This window comes from Variovorax sp. P1_G12, from assembly GCF_056405555.1.
Map to the genome: position 1 here is coordinate 59,222 of NZ_JBFUBW010000034.1, position 19,384 is coordinate 78,605.

Genomic DNA, 19,384 nt, shown 5'->3' on the forward strand with positions numbered 1-19,384 from the left:
GGATTATCGTTTGCTTGCTAGGGAAGGCGAACCGAAAATTCAAACATCGCAAACCTGTTGATGCATCCACAGAATGACTGAAACAAAAGAAATGCCATTGTCCGTAGGTACTGCCGCCTCGAAATTCGTCAGCGCCGACGAGATTCGCGGGCGTTTTTCTAGCGCCATGTCGAGGATGTACCGCGAGGAAGTTCCGCTGTACGGCGTGTTGCTGGACCTGGTTGCGGAGATCAATTCAGCCTCGAAGGATCTACGGAAATCCGCAGGGGAGGGTGAATGCGCCCGACTGAGCGTGGAGCGACACGGGGCGATCCGCCTGGGCACCGCGCGGGAAYTGCACACGATTCGGCGGATGTTTGCCGTCATGGGGATGGTTCCGGTTTCCTACTACGACCTGTCGGCCGCCGGCGTTCCCGTGCACTCGACGGCTTTTCGCCCCATTACGGAAGAGTCCCTGGCTTCGAACCCCTTCCGAGTGTTCACGTCGTTGCTGCGGCTCGAATTGATTGCCGACGCTGAGCTTCGTGAAGAAGCGTCCGGGCTGCTTCGTCGCCGGAACATCTTCACGCCCCGAGCCCTGACGCTCACCTCACAGTTTGAACAAGAGGGTGGGCTTTCCGAACAGGATGCCGATGAGTTTGTCTCCGCGATGCTCGAGACGTTTCGGTGGCACAGTGCTTCCACTGTGTCCCGCGCTGCCTACGATCGACTGCGCAAAGCCCATCGTCTGATTGCCGACGTCGTGTGCTTCAAAGGGCCGCACATCAACCATCTGACGCCGCGAACGCTCGACATCGACGCCGCGCAAAGAGAGATGCCCCGGCGTGGCATTTCGGCGAAAGCGGTCATCGAGGGTCCTCCGCGGCGCAAGGCGCCCATCCTTCTGCGGCAAACCAGCTTCACCGCGTTGGAGGAAGCAGTGACCTTTGTCGACGACAACTCGGCCGGTGCGCACACGGCGCGTTTTGGCGAAATTGAGCAGCGGGGTGTCGCGCTCACCCGATCGGGGCGGGCGCTCTACGACCGTCTGCTGGACAAAGCACGCAATGATGCGGGTAGCAGTGAGGCGGCGTCCGAGCGCGATCGTTTCGAATCGGCCTTCAAGGAATTTCCGGACGACTACGAAGCCCTGCGGCGCGAGGGCCTGGCGTTCTTTCGTTATGAGGTTCGTGGTGCCCTTCCACAGGGCGTTGGAGCAGAGCTCGATCTGGATTCACTCATCGCCTCAGGTGTCGTCGCGGCCTTGCCAATCATCTACGAGGACTTCCTGCCAGTGAGCGCCGCGGGGATTTTCCAGTCGAACTTGGGAGATGACCAGGCCGAAGCCTACGACACAGGACCCTCTCGGGCGCTCTTCGAGCGCGCCCTGGGCACCACTGTCCTGGATGAGTTTGAACTCTATGAAGCCGAGCAGAAGGCCTCGCTCGATCTGCTCATCCGTCAAATCAATTCGAATGGCGGTGCGCAATGACCCAAGATCCTCTTTCGCATGGCCTGTGGGGTGCATCCGCACCCGCCGGACCCGTGACCCGGCCGCTTTCGGAGGACGTCACTGCGGACGTCGCAATCATCGGTGGTGGTTTCACGGGATGTTCATCGGCACTGCATCTCGCTGAGGGAGGCGCCACTCCGGTTGTGCTGGAGGCCGCGGAGATCGGCTTCGGCGCATCGGGGAGGAACGTCGGCCTCGTCAACGCTGGCATGTGGGTCATGCCTTCCGTGCTCAAGGAACAGCTCGAAGAGCCGTATGGCACGCGGCTCCTGAACGTGCTGGGTCATGGGCCCTCAGTCGTTTTTGATCTGGTAGCTCGCCACGGCATCGAATGCGAGGCGGTGCATGCAGGAACGCTCCACTGCGCGGTCGGGAAGACAGGCGCAACGGAGGTCGCTGAACGCGGCCGACAGTGGGCAGCCCTTGGTGCACCGGTAGAGGTGCTGGATGCCCGGAAAACCGCTGAACTCATTGGCTCGAAGGCCTACTCCGCATCGCTGCTCGACCGCCGGGCCGGCACGATCCAGCCGCTGGCGTACGTGCGCGGCCTCGCCTCCGCTGCCCTCAGGGCCGGTGCGCGGATTTATACGCAGACGCGCGTGGTGTCTGCAACACGCGCGGGCGACCGCTGGCAGTTGACCACAAGCGGCGGAAAAACAGTTTCCGCGAAATGGGTCATTGTCGCGACCGATGCCTACACCGGCGCTGCGGGTCTGTGGTCCGGCATTCAGGCTGAGCAGGTTCAACTGCCATACTTCAATGTCGCGACCGTTCCGCTGGCTCGCGACGTCGCTGCAGCGATCCTTCCCGACCGGCAAGGCGCATGGGACACCTGCCAAGTCCTGTCGTCGTTCCGCTTCGATGCCGCCGGCCGTCTGGTCTTTGGCAGCGTGGGCGCCCTGCGCGGAACAGGAAAGAGCATCCATCAAGACTGGGCCCGGCGGGCCGTCGCGAAGATCTTCCCTCGGCTCAAGGACGTTCAGTTCGAACATGCCTGGTACGGGACCATCGGCATGACGAGCAACGCTCTGCCGAGGTTTCATGAACTGGACCACAACGTCCTCTCATTCAGCGGGTTCAATGGCCGTGGCATTGCACCCGGAACCGTCTTCGGCCGGGAGCTTGCGAGAGTCATCCTGGGCGAGGTTGCGCGGGATGAGCTACCGCTGCCCATGACGCCGCTCGCTGCCGTGCCATGGCGCGGAGTCCGCTCATTGAGTTACGAGACCGGTGCACAAGCTGTTCATCTGATCAGCGCACGCAGAACGCAACGGGCACGCCATGACTGACGAAATGAACCCCGGCAGCATTGTTGATTTGCTTCGCGCAATCGTCGGATCCGAGGGCCTCCTCTTGAACGACGATGTCTTGCCATACGCGCAAGGGGCGCGTTATGGGGCAGGTAAGGCTCTTTGTGTCGTCCGACCGGCGACAGCAGACCAAGTCTCGCAGGTGGTGGCACTGTGCGCGGCGAAAGGCGTCAAGTTGATCGCACAAGGTGCCAACACCGGCCTGGTCGGCGCGAGTTCACCCGATCCCTCCGGCGGCCAGATCATTCTGTCGTTGAGCCGCCTGCGCCGTCGGTGCGAAGTGGACGTCATCGATCGAACGGTCGAAGTGGACGCCGGCGTGCTTTTGCATGAGCTGAACCAGGTGCTGGAGCCCTACGGTCTGCATTTCCCGATCGACCTGTCAGCGGATCCGAGCATCGGCGGGATGATTTCGAGCAACACGGGCGGTGCTCGGCTGCTCCGCCACGGCGATGTTCGACACAACCTGTTGAGCGTTGAAGCGGTTCTGTTCGATCCGCCAGGCGAGATCGCACGATTCGGCAAGCCCCTGCGGAAGAACAACACCGGCTTTGACCTCATGCAGCTTTTTGTCGGTACATCCGGTGCAGCGGGCGTGATCACCGCGGCAACGTTGCAGGTTGCAGCGCTGCCACGGCAGGCCGCGACGGCGCTCCTGGTCCCGTCGTCGGACGGAGCAGTGAATACGTTGCTCAAGGCCTTCGAGTCAGACCTCGGTGATTTTCTGAGCGCCTTCGAGGGCATGTCTGGCGCGGCCATCCAGGCTGCCTTGAACCACGTGCCCTCACTGCGCAGTCCATTCGGCAAGGGCCCGCCGCCTGATTTCTCGATTCTTGTCGAACTCACCTCCAGCGCGCCCGTGTCATCGGCGCTCGACCTCGAGAGCCTTCTCATGAGCTTCCTGGAAGAAAGAATCGGCCACGAAATTGTGGATGCAGTCATCGGCAAGGGTCATGAAATCTGGCAACTGCGCCACAGCCTGAGCGACGGAGCGCGAGCACTCGGTAGGGTGATCGGCTTCGACGTCTCCGTTCGACGCGCGGACCTCCTGCGCTTCCGACGCGCCGCCCGCGATCTCGTTGAGCGGCAGTTTCCGGTTCTGAAGGTCGTCGACTTCGGACATGTGGGAGATGGCGGCCTTCACTTCAACCTTGTCTGGCCACGGGACAGTGTCTTGCTCTACGACGAGGCTGTGGTAGCTGAAGTGCGAGACCGGCTCTATGAGCTCGTCGTGATCGATTTCGATGGAAGCTTCAGTGCCGAGCACGGCGTTGGGCCACACAACCTTCATTACTACCATCGATTCACGGCGCCTTCCGCTTTACGGATCTCCGGTGAGATCCAGCGATTGCTGGACCCTGAACGCATCTCGGGCTCCGTACAGTTTGGGCCCGCCGAAGTCGCAGCTTCTTCGAACAAAGTGAAGGAGGCTACGCTGTGATCAACGATCTGTTTGTGCCCGCGTTCCGTGCGCCGGCGGGCTCTCCGATCCGAGAGCTTTTTCCCTACCTGAGTAAGCCAAACATGATTTCGTTTGCGGGAGGGTATCCGTCGCCTTCCCTGTTCGACAGCGAAGGGCTCCAGGCGGCAGCGCAAGAAGTCTTTTCGGCGCCGGCTGCTGCGTTGCAGTATGGCCCAACCGAAGGCATGTTGACATTGAGGAAGGAGCTTCTGGACATGTCGCAGCAGCGCGGGGTGAACTCCTCGCTTGAACAGCTTCTCGTGACCAGCGGCTCGCAGCAGGCCTTTGATCTCCTGGTGCGAGTCTTTGTCGAGCCGGGGGACACGGTTCTCCTCGAGGCGCCAGCCTATCCAGCCGCGATTCAGGCGCTGCGTCTTGCGGGTGCAAACCTCCTTGAAGTTCCGATGGACGACAACGGGCTGCAGACCGATCACCTCGAGTCGCTATTGAAGCGACTGACGGTGGAGGAGAAGCCCAAGATGCTCTACACGGTGCCCACGTTTTCGAACCCCCGAGGAAGCCTTCTCTCCCACGAACGGCGTATCAAGCTGATCGAGCTTGCCCGCCAGCACGCGTTCCTTATCGTCGAAGATGACCCGTACGGCGAGCTTAGCTTTACGTCCGAAGTGCCGCCTACGATTCACGAGCTGGCAGCGAAGTGCCAAGCGGCCGCGGAGAATCCCGTCGTCTATCTGTCGAGTCTGTCCAAGACTGTCGCGCCGGCGCTTCGTGTCGGCTGGATGGTAGCTTCGCAAGACATAGTCAGGCGGTGCGCTATCGCAAAGCAGACCGTGGACCTCTGCACCTCGCCGATCTCTCAGCTGATCGCGGCGGCATATCTTCGATCCGGTCGTTACGCACCATGCGTCGAAAAGGCGCGGCTGGAATACCGGGTACGCGCCACGGTGATGGCTGATGAACTGGAAGCGTCCTTGGGTAAAGACGTATCGTTCCAGCGCGCTCCTGGGGGCATGTTCCTGTGGTTGGAGTGTGCCGCACACGTCGACCCCCACCGGCTCTTCAGTGCTGCCGTTGCCAACAACGTGCTCTTCGTGCCAGGCGCGGCCTTTTTCCCTTCTGCACCGATGCGCGTCGCAATGCGTCTTTCTTTCGCTGCGCCGGACGTCGGAGAAATCCGCGAAGGCGTTGCACGACTCGCCCGCGCTTTTCAATCTTCACTCCTCAACCTCTAGGCCTGACAATGACCCAATCCATCACTGCTGCACTTCTTGATCACTTCGGGATTGACCGAAATGATTCCACCGGCGAAATTCGGGTTTCGTCCCCAATCGACGGCGGAGAGATCGCGCGCCTGAAGGGGAGCACGGCCACCGAGGTTTCTGAGGCCGTACGGCTGGCCACGGAGGCCTTCAAGGCCTGGAGGGACGTGCCAGCTCCGCGTCGCGGGGAACTGGTTCGCCTCCTAGGTGAAGAACTTCGAGCAGAAAAGGAATCGCTCGGCAAGCTCGTCTCGGTCGAGACAGGCAAGATCCTCTCGGAAGGCCGGGGCGAGGTGCAGGAGATGATCGACATCTGTGATTTCGCGGTCGGCCTCTCGCGCCAGTTGTATGGCTTGACGATTGCGTCGGAACGTCCCGGGCACCGGATGATGGAGACGTGGCATCCCCTCGGTGTGGTTGGTGTCATCAGCGCTTTCAATTTTCCGGCAGCCGTGTGGTCTTGGAACACGGCATTGGCCATCGTCTGCGGCAACGCGGTCGTCTGGAAGCCGTCGGAAAAAACGCCGCTCACGGCCCTGGCGTGCCAAGCCATATTCGAGAAGGCGATGAAGCGTTTCGGCCCCGCACCGGCGAGCTTGTCGCAAGTGATCATCGGTGGGCTTGAGGCGGGCGAAGCACTGGTTGACGACGAACGCGTCGCCTTGGTATCTGCGACGGGGAGCACTCGAATGGGGAAGGCGATTGGGCCACGCGTTGCAGCGCGTTTCGGACGTTCCCTTCTGGAGCTTGGTGGCAACAATGCGGTCATCGTGACACCCAGCGCAGACCTCGATCTAGCCGTGCGGGGCATCGTGTTCGCCGCAGCGGGAACCTGCGGCCAACGCTGCACGACAACGCGCCGCATCATCGTGCACGAGACCGTCAAGCAAGCTTTGGTGGCTCGTCTCAAGAAGGCCTACTCCGCGTTGCCCGTTGGCAATCCGTTGGAGGAAGGAATGCTTGTGGGTCCGCTCATCGACGCCAAGAGTTTCGATAGCATGCAGAAGGCGCTCGGATCTGCTCGCGAGGAAGGCGGCCAGGTCACCGGGGGCGACCGCTTGCTCCAAGAGCAGTTCCAGTTGGCCTACTACGTCCGTCCTGCTATTGTCGAAATGCCCAAGCAGACGGCCACGGTTCAGCAGGAAACGTTCGCCCCGATCATGTACGTCATGAGCTACAGCGATTTCGAGGACGCACTCAGCATCCAGAACGATGTACCTCAAGGATTGTCGTCCGCCATCTTCAGCAACGACATTCGCGAGACCGAGCTCTTTCTGTCGGCACGTGGTTCTGACTGTGGCATCGCCAACGTGAACATTGGCACCTCCGGCGCTGAGATCGGCGGTGCGTTCGGAGGCGAAAAGGAAACCGGGGGCGGACGCGAGTCTGGCTCCGATTCCTGGAGGAACTACATGCGGCGGGCCACGAATACGGTCAATTACTCGCGAGATTTGCCGTTGGCGCAAGGCGTGAAGTTCGACGTCTGATTTGGCCGCGCGACGCCATGCCATGGATCGCGATTTGCTCCTGGTCCGTACACCCGGCGGGCAAGCAGTCGACCAAACACCGGAGCTGGAACATCGAGCTCGGCGTTCTGTAGACAGCCCTGCGCACATCGGTTCCGACACCACGCGCAAGGGCGCGGTTGATTGACGGCTTACCATTGAACAAGCGGCTTCGTCACCGCCCTCCAAACGGTGGGTTCCGGTATCTCAGTTCGGAGCGGACTCCTTCCCCAGATACGCGTTGCGCACCCCCGGGTCTCGTAAGAGGCTCGACGCCTTCCCAGAATGGGCGAGACGCCCCAGTTGCAGCACATAGCCACGGTCCGCGATTGCGAGCGAGGCGGCGGCATTCTGTTCGACGACAAGTATGGTCATGCCTTCGCGCCGTAGCTGCCCGAGCACCTGAAAAATCTGGTCGATCACCATCGGCGCCAAGCCTAGTGAGGGCTCATCCAGAAGCAGGATGCGTGGTGAACCCATGAGGGCGCGGGCAATTGCTAACATTTGCTGTTGGCCGCCCGAAAGCTGGGAAGCGACCCGGTTGCGCATCTCGCCCAGAACCGGGAAGAGGTCGTACATCCTGTCCACGTCGAAGGCGATGCGGGAGTCGCGCCTATGGTAGGCGCCTAGGCGGAGGTTGTCCTCAACGGAAAGAGGTTTGAAAATCTGCCGACCTTCAGGCGCGTGCGCGATCCCCAGTGCAACGAGACGGTGGGGTGATTCACGCTCGATCTCCTCTCCCCGGAAGAGGATGTGGCCCTCCGTGATCGGTTGCAACCGAGAGATGGCCCTCAGGAGCGTGCTCTTACCTGCACCGTTTGCGCCAAGCAAGGCAACTATCTCACCCTGCTCAACCTGAAGGCTGACCCCATGCAGAACCTGAACTCTCCCGTACGACGAAAAAAGGTTCTTGACTTCAAGCACGTGCAATCTCCTGGGCCGCCTGCTGGCCGAGATAGGCTTCGATGACGCGGGGGTCGTGACGGATCTCGTGCGGCGACCCGCGTGCAAGTTCGCCGCCTTGATTCAGTACCAATATTCGGTGGGAAATACCCATAACCATGCGCATGTCATGTTCAATCAGCACGATTGCGACTCCGGCTGCCGCTATCTCGGAGATTAGCTCACCTAGTTCTTGCGTCTCTGCTTCGTTGCAGCCGGCGGCTGGTTCGTCGAGCAGCAACACCGAAGGCCGGGCTGCCAGTGCGCGCGCGATCTCCAAGCGCTTTAGCGAGCCGTAGGGAAGCTCGGACGCGACGGTCCCAGAGAGGCCTGCGAGGCCAAAACGTGCGAGGATCCCTTGTGCCGTGCGCGCCGCCTGTTCATCCTGCCGGGCGACGCGCAGGGATCCCAACATGTCCCCCAGAAGGCTGGATCGCTCCCAGCGGGATCCTCCGACCATCACGTTCTCCAAAGACGTGAGGTGATGAAATATCTGCAGATTTTGGAAAGTCCGGGCCAATCCTCGCCGGGCAAGCAGGTGCGGCGCGAGGCCAGAGACCTCTTCGCCGTTGAGCTTGATGCTGCCGGAGTGCGCTTGATACAGTCCGGAAACGACATTGAAGAGCGTAGTCTTGCCAGCGCCGTTTGGGCCGATAATGGAAAGCACTTCGCTTGGCTTCACTTCGAAATTTACATCGTCAACTGCCTTGATACCACCGAAGGAGATGCTGACGTTTTCCACCGAAAGGATAGGCGAATTCATCTCCACCGCCTTATCACGCGCTCTGCCAGTCTGCTGAGCGTCGGTGCGATGCCGTCTGGCAAGTAGATCATGCTCAGCATAATGAGAAGGCCGAGGCCTAGGTCCTGGTAGTCGTGAAAGCTGGCGAGCACCTGCGGCAGGATCGTCAGTAGCGCAGCGCCCACGATGGCTCCGAAGGCTGACGCAGAGCCCCCAATGACCACCATGGCCACGAGTTCCACCGACGTGAGGAATCCTGCGGCTTCCGGCGTAATGAATCCGTTCATCAATGCGAGTGTGCTGCCGGCCACGGAACCGAAAACAGCCGCAGTCACGAATGCCTCCAGCTTCCTCGCGGCGACGTCTACGCCTGCGCTTGCAGCGGCGACTTCGCTGTCGAGAATCGCGCGCATAGCCCGTCCAGAAGGCGACTGGCGCAATAGCACGACAAGTGCTGTTCCGCACCATAGAAGTCCCCCGCTGATCCAGTACCAAGTCTCGGGGCGGTCAAGCACCGTGCTGCCGAATGTGATCCGCGGCACAGCGACACCATCTGGACCGCCCGTGAACTGCACCTCGTTGGTCGCGGCCAGGGAAACCAGCAGCGAGAATCCGAGTGTCGCAATCGCCAAGTAGTGCCCCTTAAGGCGAAGGATTGGCCGGCCTACCAAGTAGGCCACCAATGCGCTGATCGTGCAGCCCACGAAGGGTGTCAGGATCGGAGGGATGCCGAAGCGGACCGGCAGCACTGCAGACGCATAGGCACCAATGGCGAAGAATCCTGCCTGCCCAAGGCTGATCTGCCCTGCCAAGCCCATCGTGACATGAAGCCCAACCGCGGCCAGGCTCATGATCCAAACGAGAGCCACTACCCGGAGCACATAGTCGGAGGACACAAACGCTGGTGTCAAAACGATCACGAGGGCGAGAATGGCGCAGCCCGCGAGCCCGGGGCGAGAGGAGGGTGCGAACACCGCCGGTCCGCCGGATTTAACGAGCGAACTCATACGCGATCCACGGCTTTGCCGCCAAAAATGCCGTTTGGCATGAACAGGAGGACGAGAATGAGCGCCACGAACGCGACGCCATCCTTGTACACAGATGTCACGTAGCCGGCGGCGAGCGCTTCCAGTACGCCAAGCGCTAGGCCGCCGACGACGGCACCCAAGGGATTTCCCAAGCCGCCGAAGATTGCCGCGGAGAATCCTTTAAGGGCGAACACCGCACCAATGTCATAGCGCGACAGCGTGATCGGCGCAATGACTAGTCCAGCGACCGCACCAAGTGCGGCTGACAGCGCGAATGCCACCAGGAACATGCGCGGGACGTTGACGCCCACGAGTTGAGCAGCAGATCGGTTCGCCGCGCAGGCGCGCAGAGCCTTGCCGGATATGGTTTTCTCCAGGTAGATCCACAAGGCCAGGAACATTAGCAGGCACAGGCCCAGGACCCACAGACTCTGGGGAAGCAGGGTGGCGCCGCCGAAACGCAGGGGCTCTGACCCGGTGAAGGCGGGCAGCGAGTGATACTGGCGGTCGAAGATCAGGCCAGCAACTCCCTTGATGACACTAGAAGCACCCAGCGTTACGATGATGAGCGTAACCGGGGACGCTTGTCGCAGACGTTGGATGACCGCTTTCTGGAGTAAGACGCCGACGAGCACGGCCACGCTTACGGCAATCAGCGCAGCGGCGAACATCGGGACTCCATGTGAGAGCAGCAAGATTGTTACGAGCCCGCCGAGCATGACGAATTCGCCCTGGGCGAAATTCACCACATCCGAAGCGGCGTAGATCAGCGTAAAACCGATTGCGACGATGCCATAGACGGCACCGATCGTGAGTCCCGACAGGACGAGTTGGAGTAGTTCTGACACGTCGTAGTTACTCCACCAGAGCCCAGTCACCGCTACGGATCTCAACCAGACGAAACGCTTCGGCACCGAACCCCATGTGGTCCGTTGGCGACATGTTCACGACACCGGCAGTTCCAACAAAACCCTTGGTCTGCTCGATCGCGTCGCGCACTTTCCCAGGGTCGTCGCTGTTGGCGCGCTTGATCGCACCGGTCAGCATCATGAATGCGTCATAGGCGGATCCGCCAAAAGAGGAAACCGGCTGTCCAGTCGCCTTCTGAAAGACTTCGGCATACCCCAACACCACGGCACGCTGCGGTTCGCTTTGGGGCAGCTTGTCGCCGATGATGAGCGCGGCAGAGGGCAGACGATTGCCTTCTGTAGCCTTTCCCGCCAGATCGATGAAGCTCTTGGAGGCGACCGCGCCGCTGTGATACAGGGGGATCGCAATTCCGAGTTGCCCATAGTTGCGCGTCATGATGGCCGGACCCTGGCCACCCCCGCCGGTGTTCAACACCGCTTGGATACCGGTTGTGTTCTTTAGCTTCGTCAGCTGCGGCGTCATATCGGTGTCCTGCGCACCATAGGTCATTTCGAGAGCGACCTGCAGGCCGAAGTTGCCCACCACCTTCATGCACTGCTCGCGCATCGACAATCCAAAGCCGTCCGTTCCCGCCAGCAAGGCGATGCGCGTATAGCCGTTCTTCTTCATGTCCAGAAAAATCTTCTCACACATCATCCGGTCGGTGTGCGGCGTCTTGAACACGTACTTGCGCACGGGGTCGATGACGTTGACACTGCCTGCAAGCGAGATGAAGGGGATACGGGCAGATTCGACGACCGGAATCATCGCCATGGTTGTGCCGGTAGTGGATCCGCCGATGAGGGCCGTTACCTTGTCCTGCTCTGCCAGCCGAGTTGCAAACGTCCTTGCCTTGGTTGCATCGCCGACGTCGTCATAAACGACGAGTTCGAGCTTGCGGCCCAGAAGTCCGCCAGAATTGTTGAGCTGATTGGTGTAGATTTGAAGCGTCTTGAGCTCCGGCTCTCCTACGAAGGAGGCCACGCCTGACACCGATAGCACCACGCCGATTCGAATCGGTTCGGCAGCCAGGGCGTGGACGTGAAGCAAGCTGGTAGCGAGCGAGGCGATGCCGGCGACCAGCATGCGGCGAATGATTTTAGGAACGAGCATGGGAATGTCTCCTGTGTAGCGGTCAGCTGCCGACGGTTTTGTTGCCTGCAGGAGTTTCAAAGTGGGTCTGGGCCAACGCACTGCGTAGCGGTGCCTTGACGATCTTCCCTGTCGAATTGACAGGCAGAGCATCAACAAAGGCGTATCGGCGAGGCCGCTTGAAGCGCGCGATGCGCTCCTGGCACCATGCGTCCAGGCTATCGGTGCTTGCTTCAGTCACGTTCGGTTCGCGCGCCACGAATGCGACGACTTCCTCGCCCCAGTCGGCGTGGGGGGCGCCGATCACAGCTGCCTGGGCGACGGCTGGGTGCTGGGACAGCACAAGTTCCACTTCGCTGGCGTACACGTTGTAGCCGCCCGAAATGATCATGTCCTTTGACCGGCCATTTAAAGTCAGCCATCCCTCACTGTCCAGCGAACCCAGGTCGCCCGTATGGAGCCATCCATTCCGTATCGCAGCGGTTGTTGCCTCGGCATCCCTCCAGTAGCCTTGCATCACCACTGGGCTTCGCGCTATCACCTCTCCGACCTCGCCAGGGCCCAGGCGCGCGCCCGTTTCCGGGTCGGCGATTGCAAGCTCGACTCCGGTGCGGGCAGGCCCCACGCTGCTGAGCAGGCGATCCTTGTTTCGCTGCGGGTCTGCAAAATGTTTCTTACCAACACAAGCTATGGTCACTGGCATCTCCCCCTGACCGTACACATGATGTAGGCGAGGCCCGAAAATTTCGAGGGCGCGGGCAATGTCTTCCGGCGCACTCGGTGCCGATCCCATGAAGATGGAGCGAATGTGGTCGCGGGGCACCGCCGCGAGCCCCGGATGATTCATAAGTCGCCGCAGCATGGTCGGCGCCGCGAAGAAGCTCACGTTCCGGTGACGAGCTACGAGGTCAAAGATCGCGACCTCGCTGAAGCTCTTGCTCTCCGGCAGGAGGTGATGCGCCCCCCGTGCGGTGTACGGCAGCGAAAACAGGCCGCAGCCGTGCGAAAGGGCCGCGGTGTGGATGACGCAGTCGCTTGGATCGAGCGCGTCCAAGTCCGCGTAGTGCCGCCAAATCATTTCCGTGACGCAGCGATGCGAAAGCATTGCCCCCTTCGGCCGGCCGGTCGTGCCACTGGTGTAGAAGATCCAGCACGTTTCGTTCTCGTTGACTTGATGGATAGGAACGGGGGAGTGGGACAGTAGCGCCTCGTACTCCGCGCCGGCGACCTCGATTAAGTCAACTTCGGCGCCGCGTAGTGCCGTCCGAGCGGTTTCGAGGCAGCCGTTACTACTGAAGCACACACGCGCCTCGCTATGAGCGATGGTGTACCGAGCTTCATCGGCATGCAGGCGCGCGTTCAGCGGCACGACGCAAAGCCCCGCGTGCCAACAGGCATGGAGGACTTCCAGGTACTCGGGGCAGTTCGGCAACAACAGAGCAACTCGGTCACCTGGCGTCAGGCCATGCCTCGCTACAAGTCCAGCGGCAAGCGAAGCCGTTCGCCGGTAGAACTCCCGATACGTCCACAGCAGTCGGCGCCCTTGGGAGACGGCAGGGCGCTCAGGTCCCGTTCGAGCGGCAGCTGCGAGAAATGTCGCGATATTCACTCTGAATCCTTTCAACATGGGCAATTAGGTACATTAGTCGCATGTGTGACCAATGAGTAACTGGCTGCAGATGCTACGCCTGCACATTCGACGAAATACTAGGGCTTGTACTGAGAAGATGGCGAAAACAGCGCTGCCTCGTGGGCGTATAGTCACGCATGTAACCCTATAGTCACTAAGGAGGCGCCAGTGGGAGATCATCCGCAAGCCAGCTGGGGAAGCAGCATCCAGTCGTCCGAGGAACAGCGGCGCGGTAAGCGCGACGCAATCCTGCGTGAGGCCGCGCGGTCATTCCGTAGCAGAGGCTTTGAGCAAACAAGCATGACGGACATCGCTGCCGTGCTTGGCGTGAGCAAGGCGGCGCTTTACCGCTATGTGAGCAACAAGCAGGAGTTGCTATATGAGTGCCACTTGACCGCTTCAAGGTTCGGTACGCTGGCCATCGTCGCCGCCGAATCGGAAATGGGTTCCGGACTCAAGAAGCTTGATGCTGCGATTCGCACGCTGGTGACCGGCTACTTTGACCCGGAAAATGGGGGTGCCGTTATCGTCGACCTCGATTTGCTTACTTCTGAGCAGCGCGAGCACATCGTGAAAGAACGCGACCGTTTCACCAAAGCGCTCGTCAAGATCGTTGCGGGCGGCATTGCAGATGGAAGCATTGCGCCGACGGACCCGGAATTTGCGGTCTTCACGCTGATGGGCGCCTTCACGTGGATGACGCGCTGGTACTCGCCCGATGGTAAGTGGAAGGTCGGCGACGTGGCCGACATGATTCTCAATCTCTTCATCGAGGGCCTGCGCCCGCGCAAGCCGGGATGAGGAGAGGCACATGAACAATCATCGCGATGCCAAACTCGCGATCTCGAGCGGCCGTCAAAGATTGAGAGAGCGCGTTGCCCTTGTGATGGGCGCGGGCTCGGTCGCGCCTGGCTGGGGGAACGGTAAGGCGGCCGCGGTCGCGTACGCCCGTGAGGGCGCGGTGGTAGCGTGCGCTGACCGCAACCTGGAAGCCGCCGAGGAGACAGCGAGGATCATCCGGGAGGAAGGCGGCAAGGCCGTCGCGCTGCGCTGCAACGTCTCCGATGAGGCCGCCATCATGGCGGCGGTCGACAACACGCTAACGGAGTTTGGCCCTATCGGCATCCTTCACAACAACGTCGGCACCTTCAGTCCCGGTGGTGTCCTCCACGAGCCGGCTGCCGACTTCTCGCGCATCATTGACATCAACCTTCGCGGCGCCTTCCTTTCCATGAAGCACGTATTGCCCGTCATGGTCGAGTACCGTGGTGGCGTCATCACCAACGTGGCGTCCGTCATGGCAGTGCATTTGGTGAAGGCGAAGTATGCGAGCTATTACGCGAGTAAGGCCGGGTTATGTCACCTGTCCCGGTCGGTGGCCACAGAGTACGCACCACAGTTGGTGCGGATCAACTGCATCCTGCCCGGTTTTATGGACACGCCCACTGTGAACCATGCCACCGCCATGGCGAAGACCTATGGCGACGGCGACGCCGAGGCGATGCGCCGGCAACGCAATGCAATGGTGCCCATGGGTTTCATGGGCTCGGCATGGGACGTGGCCTGGGCTGCGGTCTTCCTGGCGTCAGATGAGGCGCGCTATATCACCGGCATCAACCTCCCCGTAGACGGGGGCATGACGGCCTCGTGAAACCGCGGTCCTCCTGTCGTGGCGCTGCGTCGTTAGCGCCATCGTCTCCTGAACACACCTGAAGGAAAACAACATGGAACCAGAACTTCGCGACGGCGGTCTGTCACCGCTCAAAGGCTACGGCCGGTTGAAGGGCCGGGTTGCGCTCGTCATGGGCGCAGGCTCGATCGGCCCGGGCTGGGGCAACGGAAAGGCGGCCGCCGTGGCCTATGCCAGGGAGGGCGCCAGCGTTGTTTGCGCGGACCGCGACTTGAGTGCAGCAGTGGCCACGGCCGAAGTCATCCGCTCGGAAGGCGGCAACTCGCTTGCAGTGCAGTGCGACGTCATCGACGAGGCGGCAATCCGGGCCTGCGTGCAGGAAACCGTCGCGCGGTTCGCCACGGTCGGGATCCTTCACAACAACGTCGGCATTTTCCAAGCCGGGGGGGTGCTCGGTGAGAGCGCTGAGGAGTTCTCTCGTGTGATGGATATCAATGTGAGGGGCGCCTTCCTGGCGATGAGGTATGTACTGCCGCTGATGGGGCAACAGCGCACGGGTGTGATCACGAACGTCGCCTCGGTGGCGGCTATACGCATGGCCACCACGCACTATTCGAGCTACTACGCAAGCAAGGCAGGCCTATGTCATCTGTCACGGTCGGTCGCGGCGGAGTACGCGCCCATGCAGGTACGAGTGAATTGTGTCCTGCCGGGCTTCATGGACACGCCCATGGTCAATACTGCCAGCGCGATGGTGAACGCCTATGGAGGCGGCGATCCTGATGCGATGCGACGCGCCCGTGATGCGCTTGTACCGATGGGCTACATGGGCACAGCTTGGGACGTTGCATGGGCATCCGTGTTTCTCGCCTCGGACGAGGCCAGATACATCACGGGAATCAATCTTCCAGTCGACGGCGGGGTCTCTGGCGCATGACGACCATCCGAGAGGCCATTCCAGTCCGGGAGGGCTTGTTCCGTTTTAACGCGGACGGTCATCCGGTGCTACTTGCGAGCCAATGCCAAAGCTGCGGCACCAAACACTTTCCCAAGGTGCCACTGTGCCTGGCTTGCGGCGAGGATGCGCTCGGTGAAGCTGAAGTCGCCGCAACTGCCTCGCTCTTTTGCGCAACGACTGTCCAAATGCGGTCGACCAACCTTCAGCCCCCATACACCGTTGGGTATGTCAAGACCACGGATGGGTTGATGATCTTCGGCCCTGTCGACAGTGCGGGAAATGCTGCATTGCCTGTCGGGACCCCGATGAGGCTGGAGGTCGTGCCCTTGTGGCGCGAGAACGAGCGGGATGTTCTGAGCTACCGGTTCCGTCCGTTGCAAGGAGTTGCGTGATGCGCAAGGTACATGTTTTGGGCATCGGGTCGACCAATTTCGGTAAATTCCCCGACAGCAGCGCCACCTCCCTCGGCCGCACGGCTGCCATAGCTGCATTGAAGGACGCAGCAATCAAGCCGCGCGATATCCAGGCGGCGTACACCGCTCGTCTTTACAGCGACATGATCGCAGGCCAGACAGTTCTTGCCGGGGTCGGCATCGCCGATGTGGAAATGGCCAACGTGGAAAATGCTTGCGCCGGCGGCGGCACCGCGGTTCGAATGCTCTGGAAGGATATAGCCGCCGGCTTCTGTGAAGTCGGCATCGCTATCGGCGTTGAGTCACTGTCGCGTAGTCCGGTGGTCGGCAAGCTCATTCCTCCCGCCGAGGATGACCTAGATGGGATGCTGGGCATGACGATGCCAGTGGTGTTTGCCCTCCAGGCGAAAAGGCTGATGGAAACCCATGGCGCCAAGCCCGAAGACTTCGCGCGTGTGTCGGCGAAGTCGCATGAGTTTGCTGCGCTAAACCCTTACGCGCAGTACCGCAAGCGTGTGACGGTGCAAGAAGTGCTGGCCTCTCGCATGATCGCCGATCCCATCACGCTTCTGCAGTGCTGTCCGACAAGCGATGGTGCGGCCGCTATCGTGTTGTGTTCGGAAGCGTTTGCTTTGAAGCACGGAAACAGAGGCCGACGCCCGGTGGAGATCGTCGCGTCCGTGCTGCTGTCCGGCGACTACAGTTACAAGAAGGAAGACCTCACCAGCATGCGGATGGGGACCAAGGCGGCGCGGCTCGCCTACGAGATGGCCGAGTTAGGCCCAGAGGATCTTGATGTGGTGGAACTGCACGATGCCTTTGCCCCTGAAGAAATCCTCCACTATGAGGACCTGGGCTTATGCCCTCGCGGCGGCGGCGTGGAATTGCTCCGATCGGGAGCTACATCGCGCGGCGGGCGAATCCCAGTTAATCCCAGTGGGGGCCTGCTCTCCCTCGGCCATCCGCTCAGCGCCTCCGGTGTGCGCAACGTCTGCGAGATCGCGCTGCAACTACGCGGTGATGCCGGAGAGCGGCAGGTGCCAGGGGCAAGGACGGGTCTCGCGCAGATGCTGGGAGGTTCCGCGAATATGCTCGAGAGCGGGGCGGTCACTATCCACATACTGAAGGCCTGACGCCATGGACAACGCCACCGTCGTCCGAACTTTCAGCAACTGCTCACACGCCCCGGCACGCTTTCCTCAGGATCCCATGGYGCTCGCGTTGAACGCCGGGTTGCTTTTGGTTGAACCGGGCCACGCGGTGCTGGAATTCGAACCGGGCGCACATTTTTTGCAGGGAGCCGGAGTCGTGCAAGGCGGTGCGGTCTGCGCGATGCTGGATTTTGCCGCGGCGTGTGCTRCCATGAGCGTTGTTTCCGTCGACGTGGGCGTCGTAGCGGTCAATCTGAACACCAGCTTCGTGAGACCGGCCCATCTCGGCCGCTTCACAGCGAGCGCTCAAGTACGTAAGCACGGCCGATCGACGATCTTCGTCGATGCCGAAATCAACGATGCGTCTGCAGGCAAACTGATTGCGACTGCACAGGTGGTTCTCCACATCGTGGGACGGTAGGATTGAACGGAGCGCTACCAGGATTCGGGAGACGGCTCGACCTTTGGGTTCGTCCAGGGGAGCGGGGAGAGCGTCAATCACTTGCCTAGCGGCGCTCAGGACGCGATTTCCCCGAGTCGATCCGATAGGTCTTCGATCGGCTCATAGTGGCTCTGGACGTGGATAGTGAGCGTCGGCGCATGAAACCGGCGCGCCTTGGGACTAAAACGTGCTCACTCGGATGGCTTCTTGCCCCGCGCTGCCCGACCGGCTTGAGGCTTCCCATCGGCCTCCGCCCGTCGCTCCGCCAATCCCGCCTCGAACTGGCGCAGCTCGGCCACTGTCGTCGCCTGCTCTTCGCGCAACCGCGCAATTTCGCGCTCGGCCTGCTCTTCCTGGCGCCGCAGCCGCTCGCCGAGGTCCGCTGCGCGCTGCTCTGCCCCGGCCGCCCGCTCGCGAAGGGTCGCAAGCTCTACGCGCATCTCCTGCTGCTCGTTCAACCAGGTGGCCGCCGCCTCGCGGTGCGCGGCCTTCTCGGCTTGGAGGACCTGCTCTGCCGCTGCCTGCGCGGTGCGTGCTGCCTCGTGATCTGCCGTCCGGGCCTTCTGCTCTTTGACGAGATCCGCGGCAGCCTGGCGCGCGGCCACCCGCTCGCGATCGACGTCGGCAAGGAGTCGGCGCTCGTGCGCTACATGCCGCTGCTCGGCTTCCCTCGCGTCACGCTGAGCCGCGCCCAGTTCCATTGCTGCTTTCTCGCGCAGGGCTCCTTTGCTGGCCACGGCCTCGTCGATGGCATTCCGCAAGCGTCGCACCTCGGCTTCGGAGTCGCTGAGAAGACGAGCAGATTCCTGCTGCTGGGCGTGCATCTGGGCCTCGATGGCTGTGACCGCCTGGCGCGACGACGCCAGGGCCTCGTCGAGCGCCACGCGGGCCTGCTCGAAGGATGACACGCGCTGGGTCAGGTCCGCTTCCCTCTGGGCGAGCGCCTCGCGCTGCAGCTCGAGCTCGCGCCTGGCCGCTTCGGTCTTCTGGACCTGCACCTGGTCGGCCTCGCGGCGCGCGGCATCCCAGAACAGCTTTGCGGCCTGGACCACGGCTAGAGGGAGCTGATGCGCCTCGCCGTCAGCCAGGTTGGCGCCATGGCCATCAAGGCGCTTGCCGAGCGTGGCGAACCAGCGCTCTAGCATGGGGCTCACGGTGTTGGGCGAGCCGCTGCCGATCTTCTGGCGCACGCGTTCGATGGTCGGGCGCAGGCCTTCATGCACGAGCGCATCGGCGGCTTCCCAGACCTGGGCCTCTTGAATCCCGCGGCCACCGCGCGGCGGGAAGGTGCCGACGTTCGAATTGGGGCTTTCCATGGGCTGCTCCGGAGGGCTATGGACGCTCGGACTCGGTCGATCCCATGTTTTCGCATCCAGTAATTTTAACTTTCGATAATAATAGATTATCGTAAGTAATATATAATGTACGTAAGACATCATACATGGCATGTGTGATAAC

Annotated in this window: 18 protein-coding genes; 11 read left to right on the top strand and 7 right to left on the bottom strand. The window is 61.4% G+C overall.

What is annotated here, in order from left to right:
* The first annotated feature begins 73 nt into the window (after positions 1-73).
* Genes hglS through amaB form a run of 5 tightly spaced genes read left to right on the top strand, consistent with a single transcriptional unit; the run spans position 74 to position 6,971 of the window.
* A complete protein-coding gene (gene hglS / locus AC1D2O_RS30235; protein ID WP_477650075.1) occupies positions 74-1,471 on the top strand; it encodes a 2-oxoadipate dioxygenase/decarboxylase HglS in 1,398 nt (465 codons plus the stop codon).
* Positions 1,468-2,781, top strand: coding sequence for an NAD(P)/FAD-dependent oxidoreductase (locus AC1D2O_RS30240; RefSeq protein WP_477650074.1), 1,314 nt, complete (start codon positions 1,468-1,470; stop codon positions 2,779-2,781). The genes hglS and AC1D2O_RS30240 overlap by 4 nt, the downstream gene beginning before the upstream one ends.
* Entirely contained in the window at positions 2,774-4,243 is a 1,470-nt protein-coding gene (locus tag AC1D2O_RS30245) for an FAD-binding oxidoreductase (protein ID WP_478158401.1), read from the top strand. The genes AC1D2O_RS30240 and AC1D2O_RS30245 overlap by 8 nt, the downstream gene beginning before the upstream one ends.
* Complete coding sequence (locus tag AC1D2O_RS30250; protein WP_478158402.1) at positions 4,240-5,457, top strand: aminotransferase-like domain-containing protein; 1,218 nt, start codon at positions 4,240-4,242, stop codon at positions 5,455-5,457. The genes AC1D2O_RS30245 and AC1D2O_RS30250 overlap by 4 nt, the downstream gene beginning before the upstream one ends.
* A gap of 8 nt (positions 5,458-5,465) precedes the next feature.
* Positions 5,466-6,971 carry an L-piperidine-6-carboxylate dehydrogenase gene (gene amaB / locus AC1D2O_RS30255; protein WP_477650266.1) on the top strand — a complete coding sequence of 502 codons (1,506 nt, stop codon included), beginning with the start codon at positions 5,466-5,468 and terminating at the stop codon, positions 6,969-6,971.
* Positions 6,972-7,196: 225 nt separating this feature from the next.
* Here the strand turns inward: amaB and AC1D2O_RS30260 are convergent, their stop codons facing one another.
* From AC1D2O_RS30260 to AC1D2O_RS30285, 6 genes are read right to left on the bottom strand one after another with little or no spacing between them, the layout of a single operon-like run.
* Positions 7,197-7,913, bottom strand: a complete 717-nt coding sequence (locus AC1D2O_RS30260) for an ABC transporter ATP-binding protein (protein ID WP_478158403.1) — start codon at positions 7,911-7,913, stop codon at positions 7,197-7,199.
* Entirely contained in the window at positions 7,906-8,694 is a 789-nt protein-coding gene (locus AC1D2O_RS30265; RefSeq protein ID WP_477650268.1) for an ABC transporter ATP-binding protein, read from the bottom strand. Before AC1D2O_RS30265 ends, AC1D2O_RS30260 begins: the two co-directional genes overlap by 8 nt.
* Entirely contained in the window at positions 8,691-9,680 is a 990-nt protein-coding gene (locus AC1D2O_RS30270; RefSeq protein ID WP_477650269.1) for a branched-chain amino acid ABC transporter permease, read from the bottom strand. Before AC1D2O_RS30270 ends, AC1D2O_RS30265 begins: the two co-directional genes overlap by 4 nt.
* Positions 9,677-10,549, bottom strand: a complete 873-nt coding sequence (locus AC1D2O_RS30275; RefSeq protein ID WP_478158404.1) for a branched-chain amino acid ABC transporter permease — start codon at positions 10,547-10,549, stop codon at positions 9,677-9,679. Before AC1D2O_RS30275 ends, AC1D2O_RS30270 begins: the two co-directional genes overlap by 4 nt.
* A 7-nt stretch (positions 10,550-10,556) precedes the next feature.
* Entirely contained in the window at positions 10,557-11,723 is a 1,167-nt protein-coding gene (locus tag AC1D2O_RS30280) for an ABC transporter substrate-binding protein (protein WP_478158405.1), read from the bottom strand.
* Positions 11,724-11,745: 22 nt separating this feature from the next.
* Positions 11,746-13,311, bottom strand: coding sequence for a class I adenylate-forming enzyme family protein (locus AC1D2O_RS30285; protein ID WP_478158406.1), 1,566 nt, complete (start codon positions 13,309-13,311; stop codon positions 11,746-11,748).
* Positions 13,312-13,500: 189 nt separating this feature from the next.
* On the opposite strand from AC1D2O_RS30285, the gene AC1D2O_RS30290 reads away from it, so the two are divergent.
* The 6 genes from AC1D2O_RS30290 to AC1D2O_RS30315 all read left to right on the top strand — a co-directional run bounded on the left by AC1D2O_RS30290 (position 13,501) and on the right by AC1D2O_RS30315 (position 17,905).
* Positions 13,501-14,133, top strand: coding sequence for a TetR/AcrR family transcriptional regulator (locus AC1D2O_RS30290; RefSeq protein ID WP_477650642.1), 633 nt, complete (start codon positions 13,501-13,503; stop codon positions 14,131-14,133).
* A gap of 10 nt (positions 14,134-14,143) precedes the next feature.
* Positions 14,144-14,983 carry an SDR family NAD(P)-dependent oxidoreductase gene (locus tag AC1D2O_RS30295; RefSeq protein WP_477650643.1) on the top strand — a complete coding sequence of 280 codons (840 nt, stop codon included), beginning with the start codon at positions 14,144-14,146 and terminating at the stop codon, positions 14,981-14,983.
* A gap of 73 nt (positions 14,984-15,056) precedes the next feature.
* Complete coding sequence (locus tag AC1D2O_RS30300; RefSeq protein WP_478158407.1) at positions 15,057-15,899, top strand: SDR family NAD(P)-dependent oxidoreductase; 843 nt, start codon at positions 15,057-15,059, stop codon at positions 15,897-15,899.
* Positions 15,896-16,312, top strand: a complete 417-nt coding sequence (locus tag AC1D2O_RS30305) for a Zn-ribbon domain-containing OB-fold protein (RefSeq protein WP_477650631.1) — start codon at positions 15,896-15,898, stop codon at positions 16,310-16,312. Before AC1D2O_RS30300 ends, AC1D2O_RS30305 begins: the two co-directional genes overlap by 4 nt.
* On the top strand, positions 16,312-17,466 hold the full coding sequence (locus tag AC1D2O_RS30310) for a thiolase family protein (protein ID WP_478158408.1): 1,155 nt from the start codon (positions 16,312-16,314) through the stop codon (positions 17,464-17,466). The genes AC1D2O_RS30305 and AC1D2O_RS30310 overlap by 1 nt, the downstream gene beginning before the upstream one ends.
* Positions 17,467-17,470: 4 nt before the next feature.
* Positions 17,471-17,905 carry a PaaI family thioesterase gene (locus AC1D2O_RS30315; RefSeq protein WP_478158409.1) on the top strand — a complete coding sequence of 145 codons (435 nt, stop codon included), beginning with the start codon at positions 17,471-17,473 and terminating at the stop codon, positions 17,903-17,905.
* Between the two features lie 212 nt (positions 17,906-18,117).
* Here the strand turns inward: AC1D2O_RS30315 and AC1D2O_RS30320 are convergent, their stop codons facing one another.
* A complete protein-coding gene (locus AC1D2O_RS30320; RefSeq protein ID WP_478158410.1) occupies positions 18,118-19,242 on the bottom strand; it encodes a DNA-binding protein in 1,125 nt (374 codons plus the stop codon).
* Positions 19,243-19,384 lie beyond the last annotated feature (142 nt).

What these genes read in the sequence shown, in the direction of transcription:
- AC1D2O_RS30240 (WP_477650074.1), top strand. Translation starts at nt 1,468, where the DNA reads ATGACCCAAGATCCTCTTTCGCATGGCCTGTGGGGTGCATCCGCACCC.
- AC1D2O_RS30245 (WP_478158401.1), top strand. Translation starts at nt 2,774, where the DNA reads ATGACTGACGAAATGAACCCCGGCAGCATTGTTGATTTGCTTCGCGCA.
- amaB (WP_477650266.1), top strand. Translation starts at nt 5,466, where the DNA reads ATGACCCAATCCATCACTGCTGCACTTCTTGATCACTTCGGGATTGAC.
- AC1D2O_RS30265 (WP_477650268.1), bottom strand. Translation starts at nt 8,694, where the DNA reads ATGAATTCGCCTATCCTTTCGGTGGAAAACGTCAGCATCTCCTTCGGT.
- AC1D2O_RS30270 (WP_477650269.1), bottom strand. Translation starts at nt 9,680, where the DNA reads ATGAGTTCGCTCGTTAAATCCGGCGGACCGGCGGTGTTCGCACCCTCC.
- AC1D2O_RS30280 (WP_478158405.1), bottom strand. Translation starts at nt 11,723, where the DNA reads ATGCTCGTTCCTAAAATCATTCGCCGCATGCTGGTCGCCGGCATCGCC.
- AC1D2O_RS30295 (WP_477650643.1), top strand. Translation starts at nt 14,144, where the DNA reads ATGAACAATCATCGCGATGCCAAACTCGCGATCTCGAGCGGCCGTCAA.
- AC1D2O_RS30300 (WP_478158407.1), top strand. Translation starts at nt 15,057, where the DNA reads ATGGAACCAGAACTTCGCGACGGCGGTCTGTCACCGCTCAAAGGCTAC.
- AC1D2O_RS30305 (WP_477650631.1), top strand. Translation starts at nt 15,896, where the DNA reads ATGACGACCATCCGAGAGGCCATTCCAGTCCGGGAGGGCTTGTTCCGT.
- AC1D2O_RS30310 (WP_478158408.1), top strand. Translation starts at nt 16,312, where the DNA reads ATGCGCAAGGTACATGTTTTGGGCATCGGGTCGACCAATTTCGGTAAA.
- AC1D2O_RS30320 (WP_478158410.1), bottom strand. Translation starts at nt 19,242, where the DNA reads ATGGAAAGCCCCAATTCGAACGTCGGCACCTTCCCGCCGCGCGGTGGC.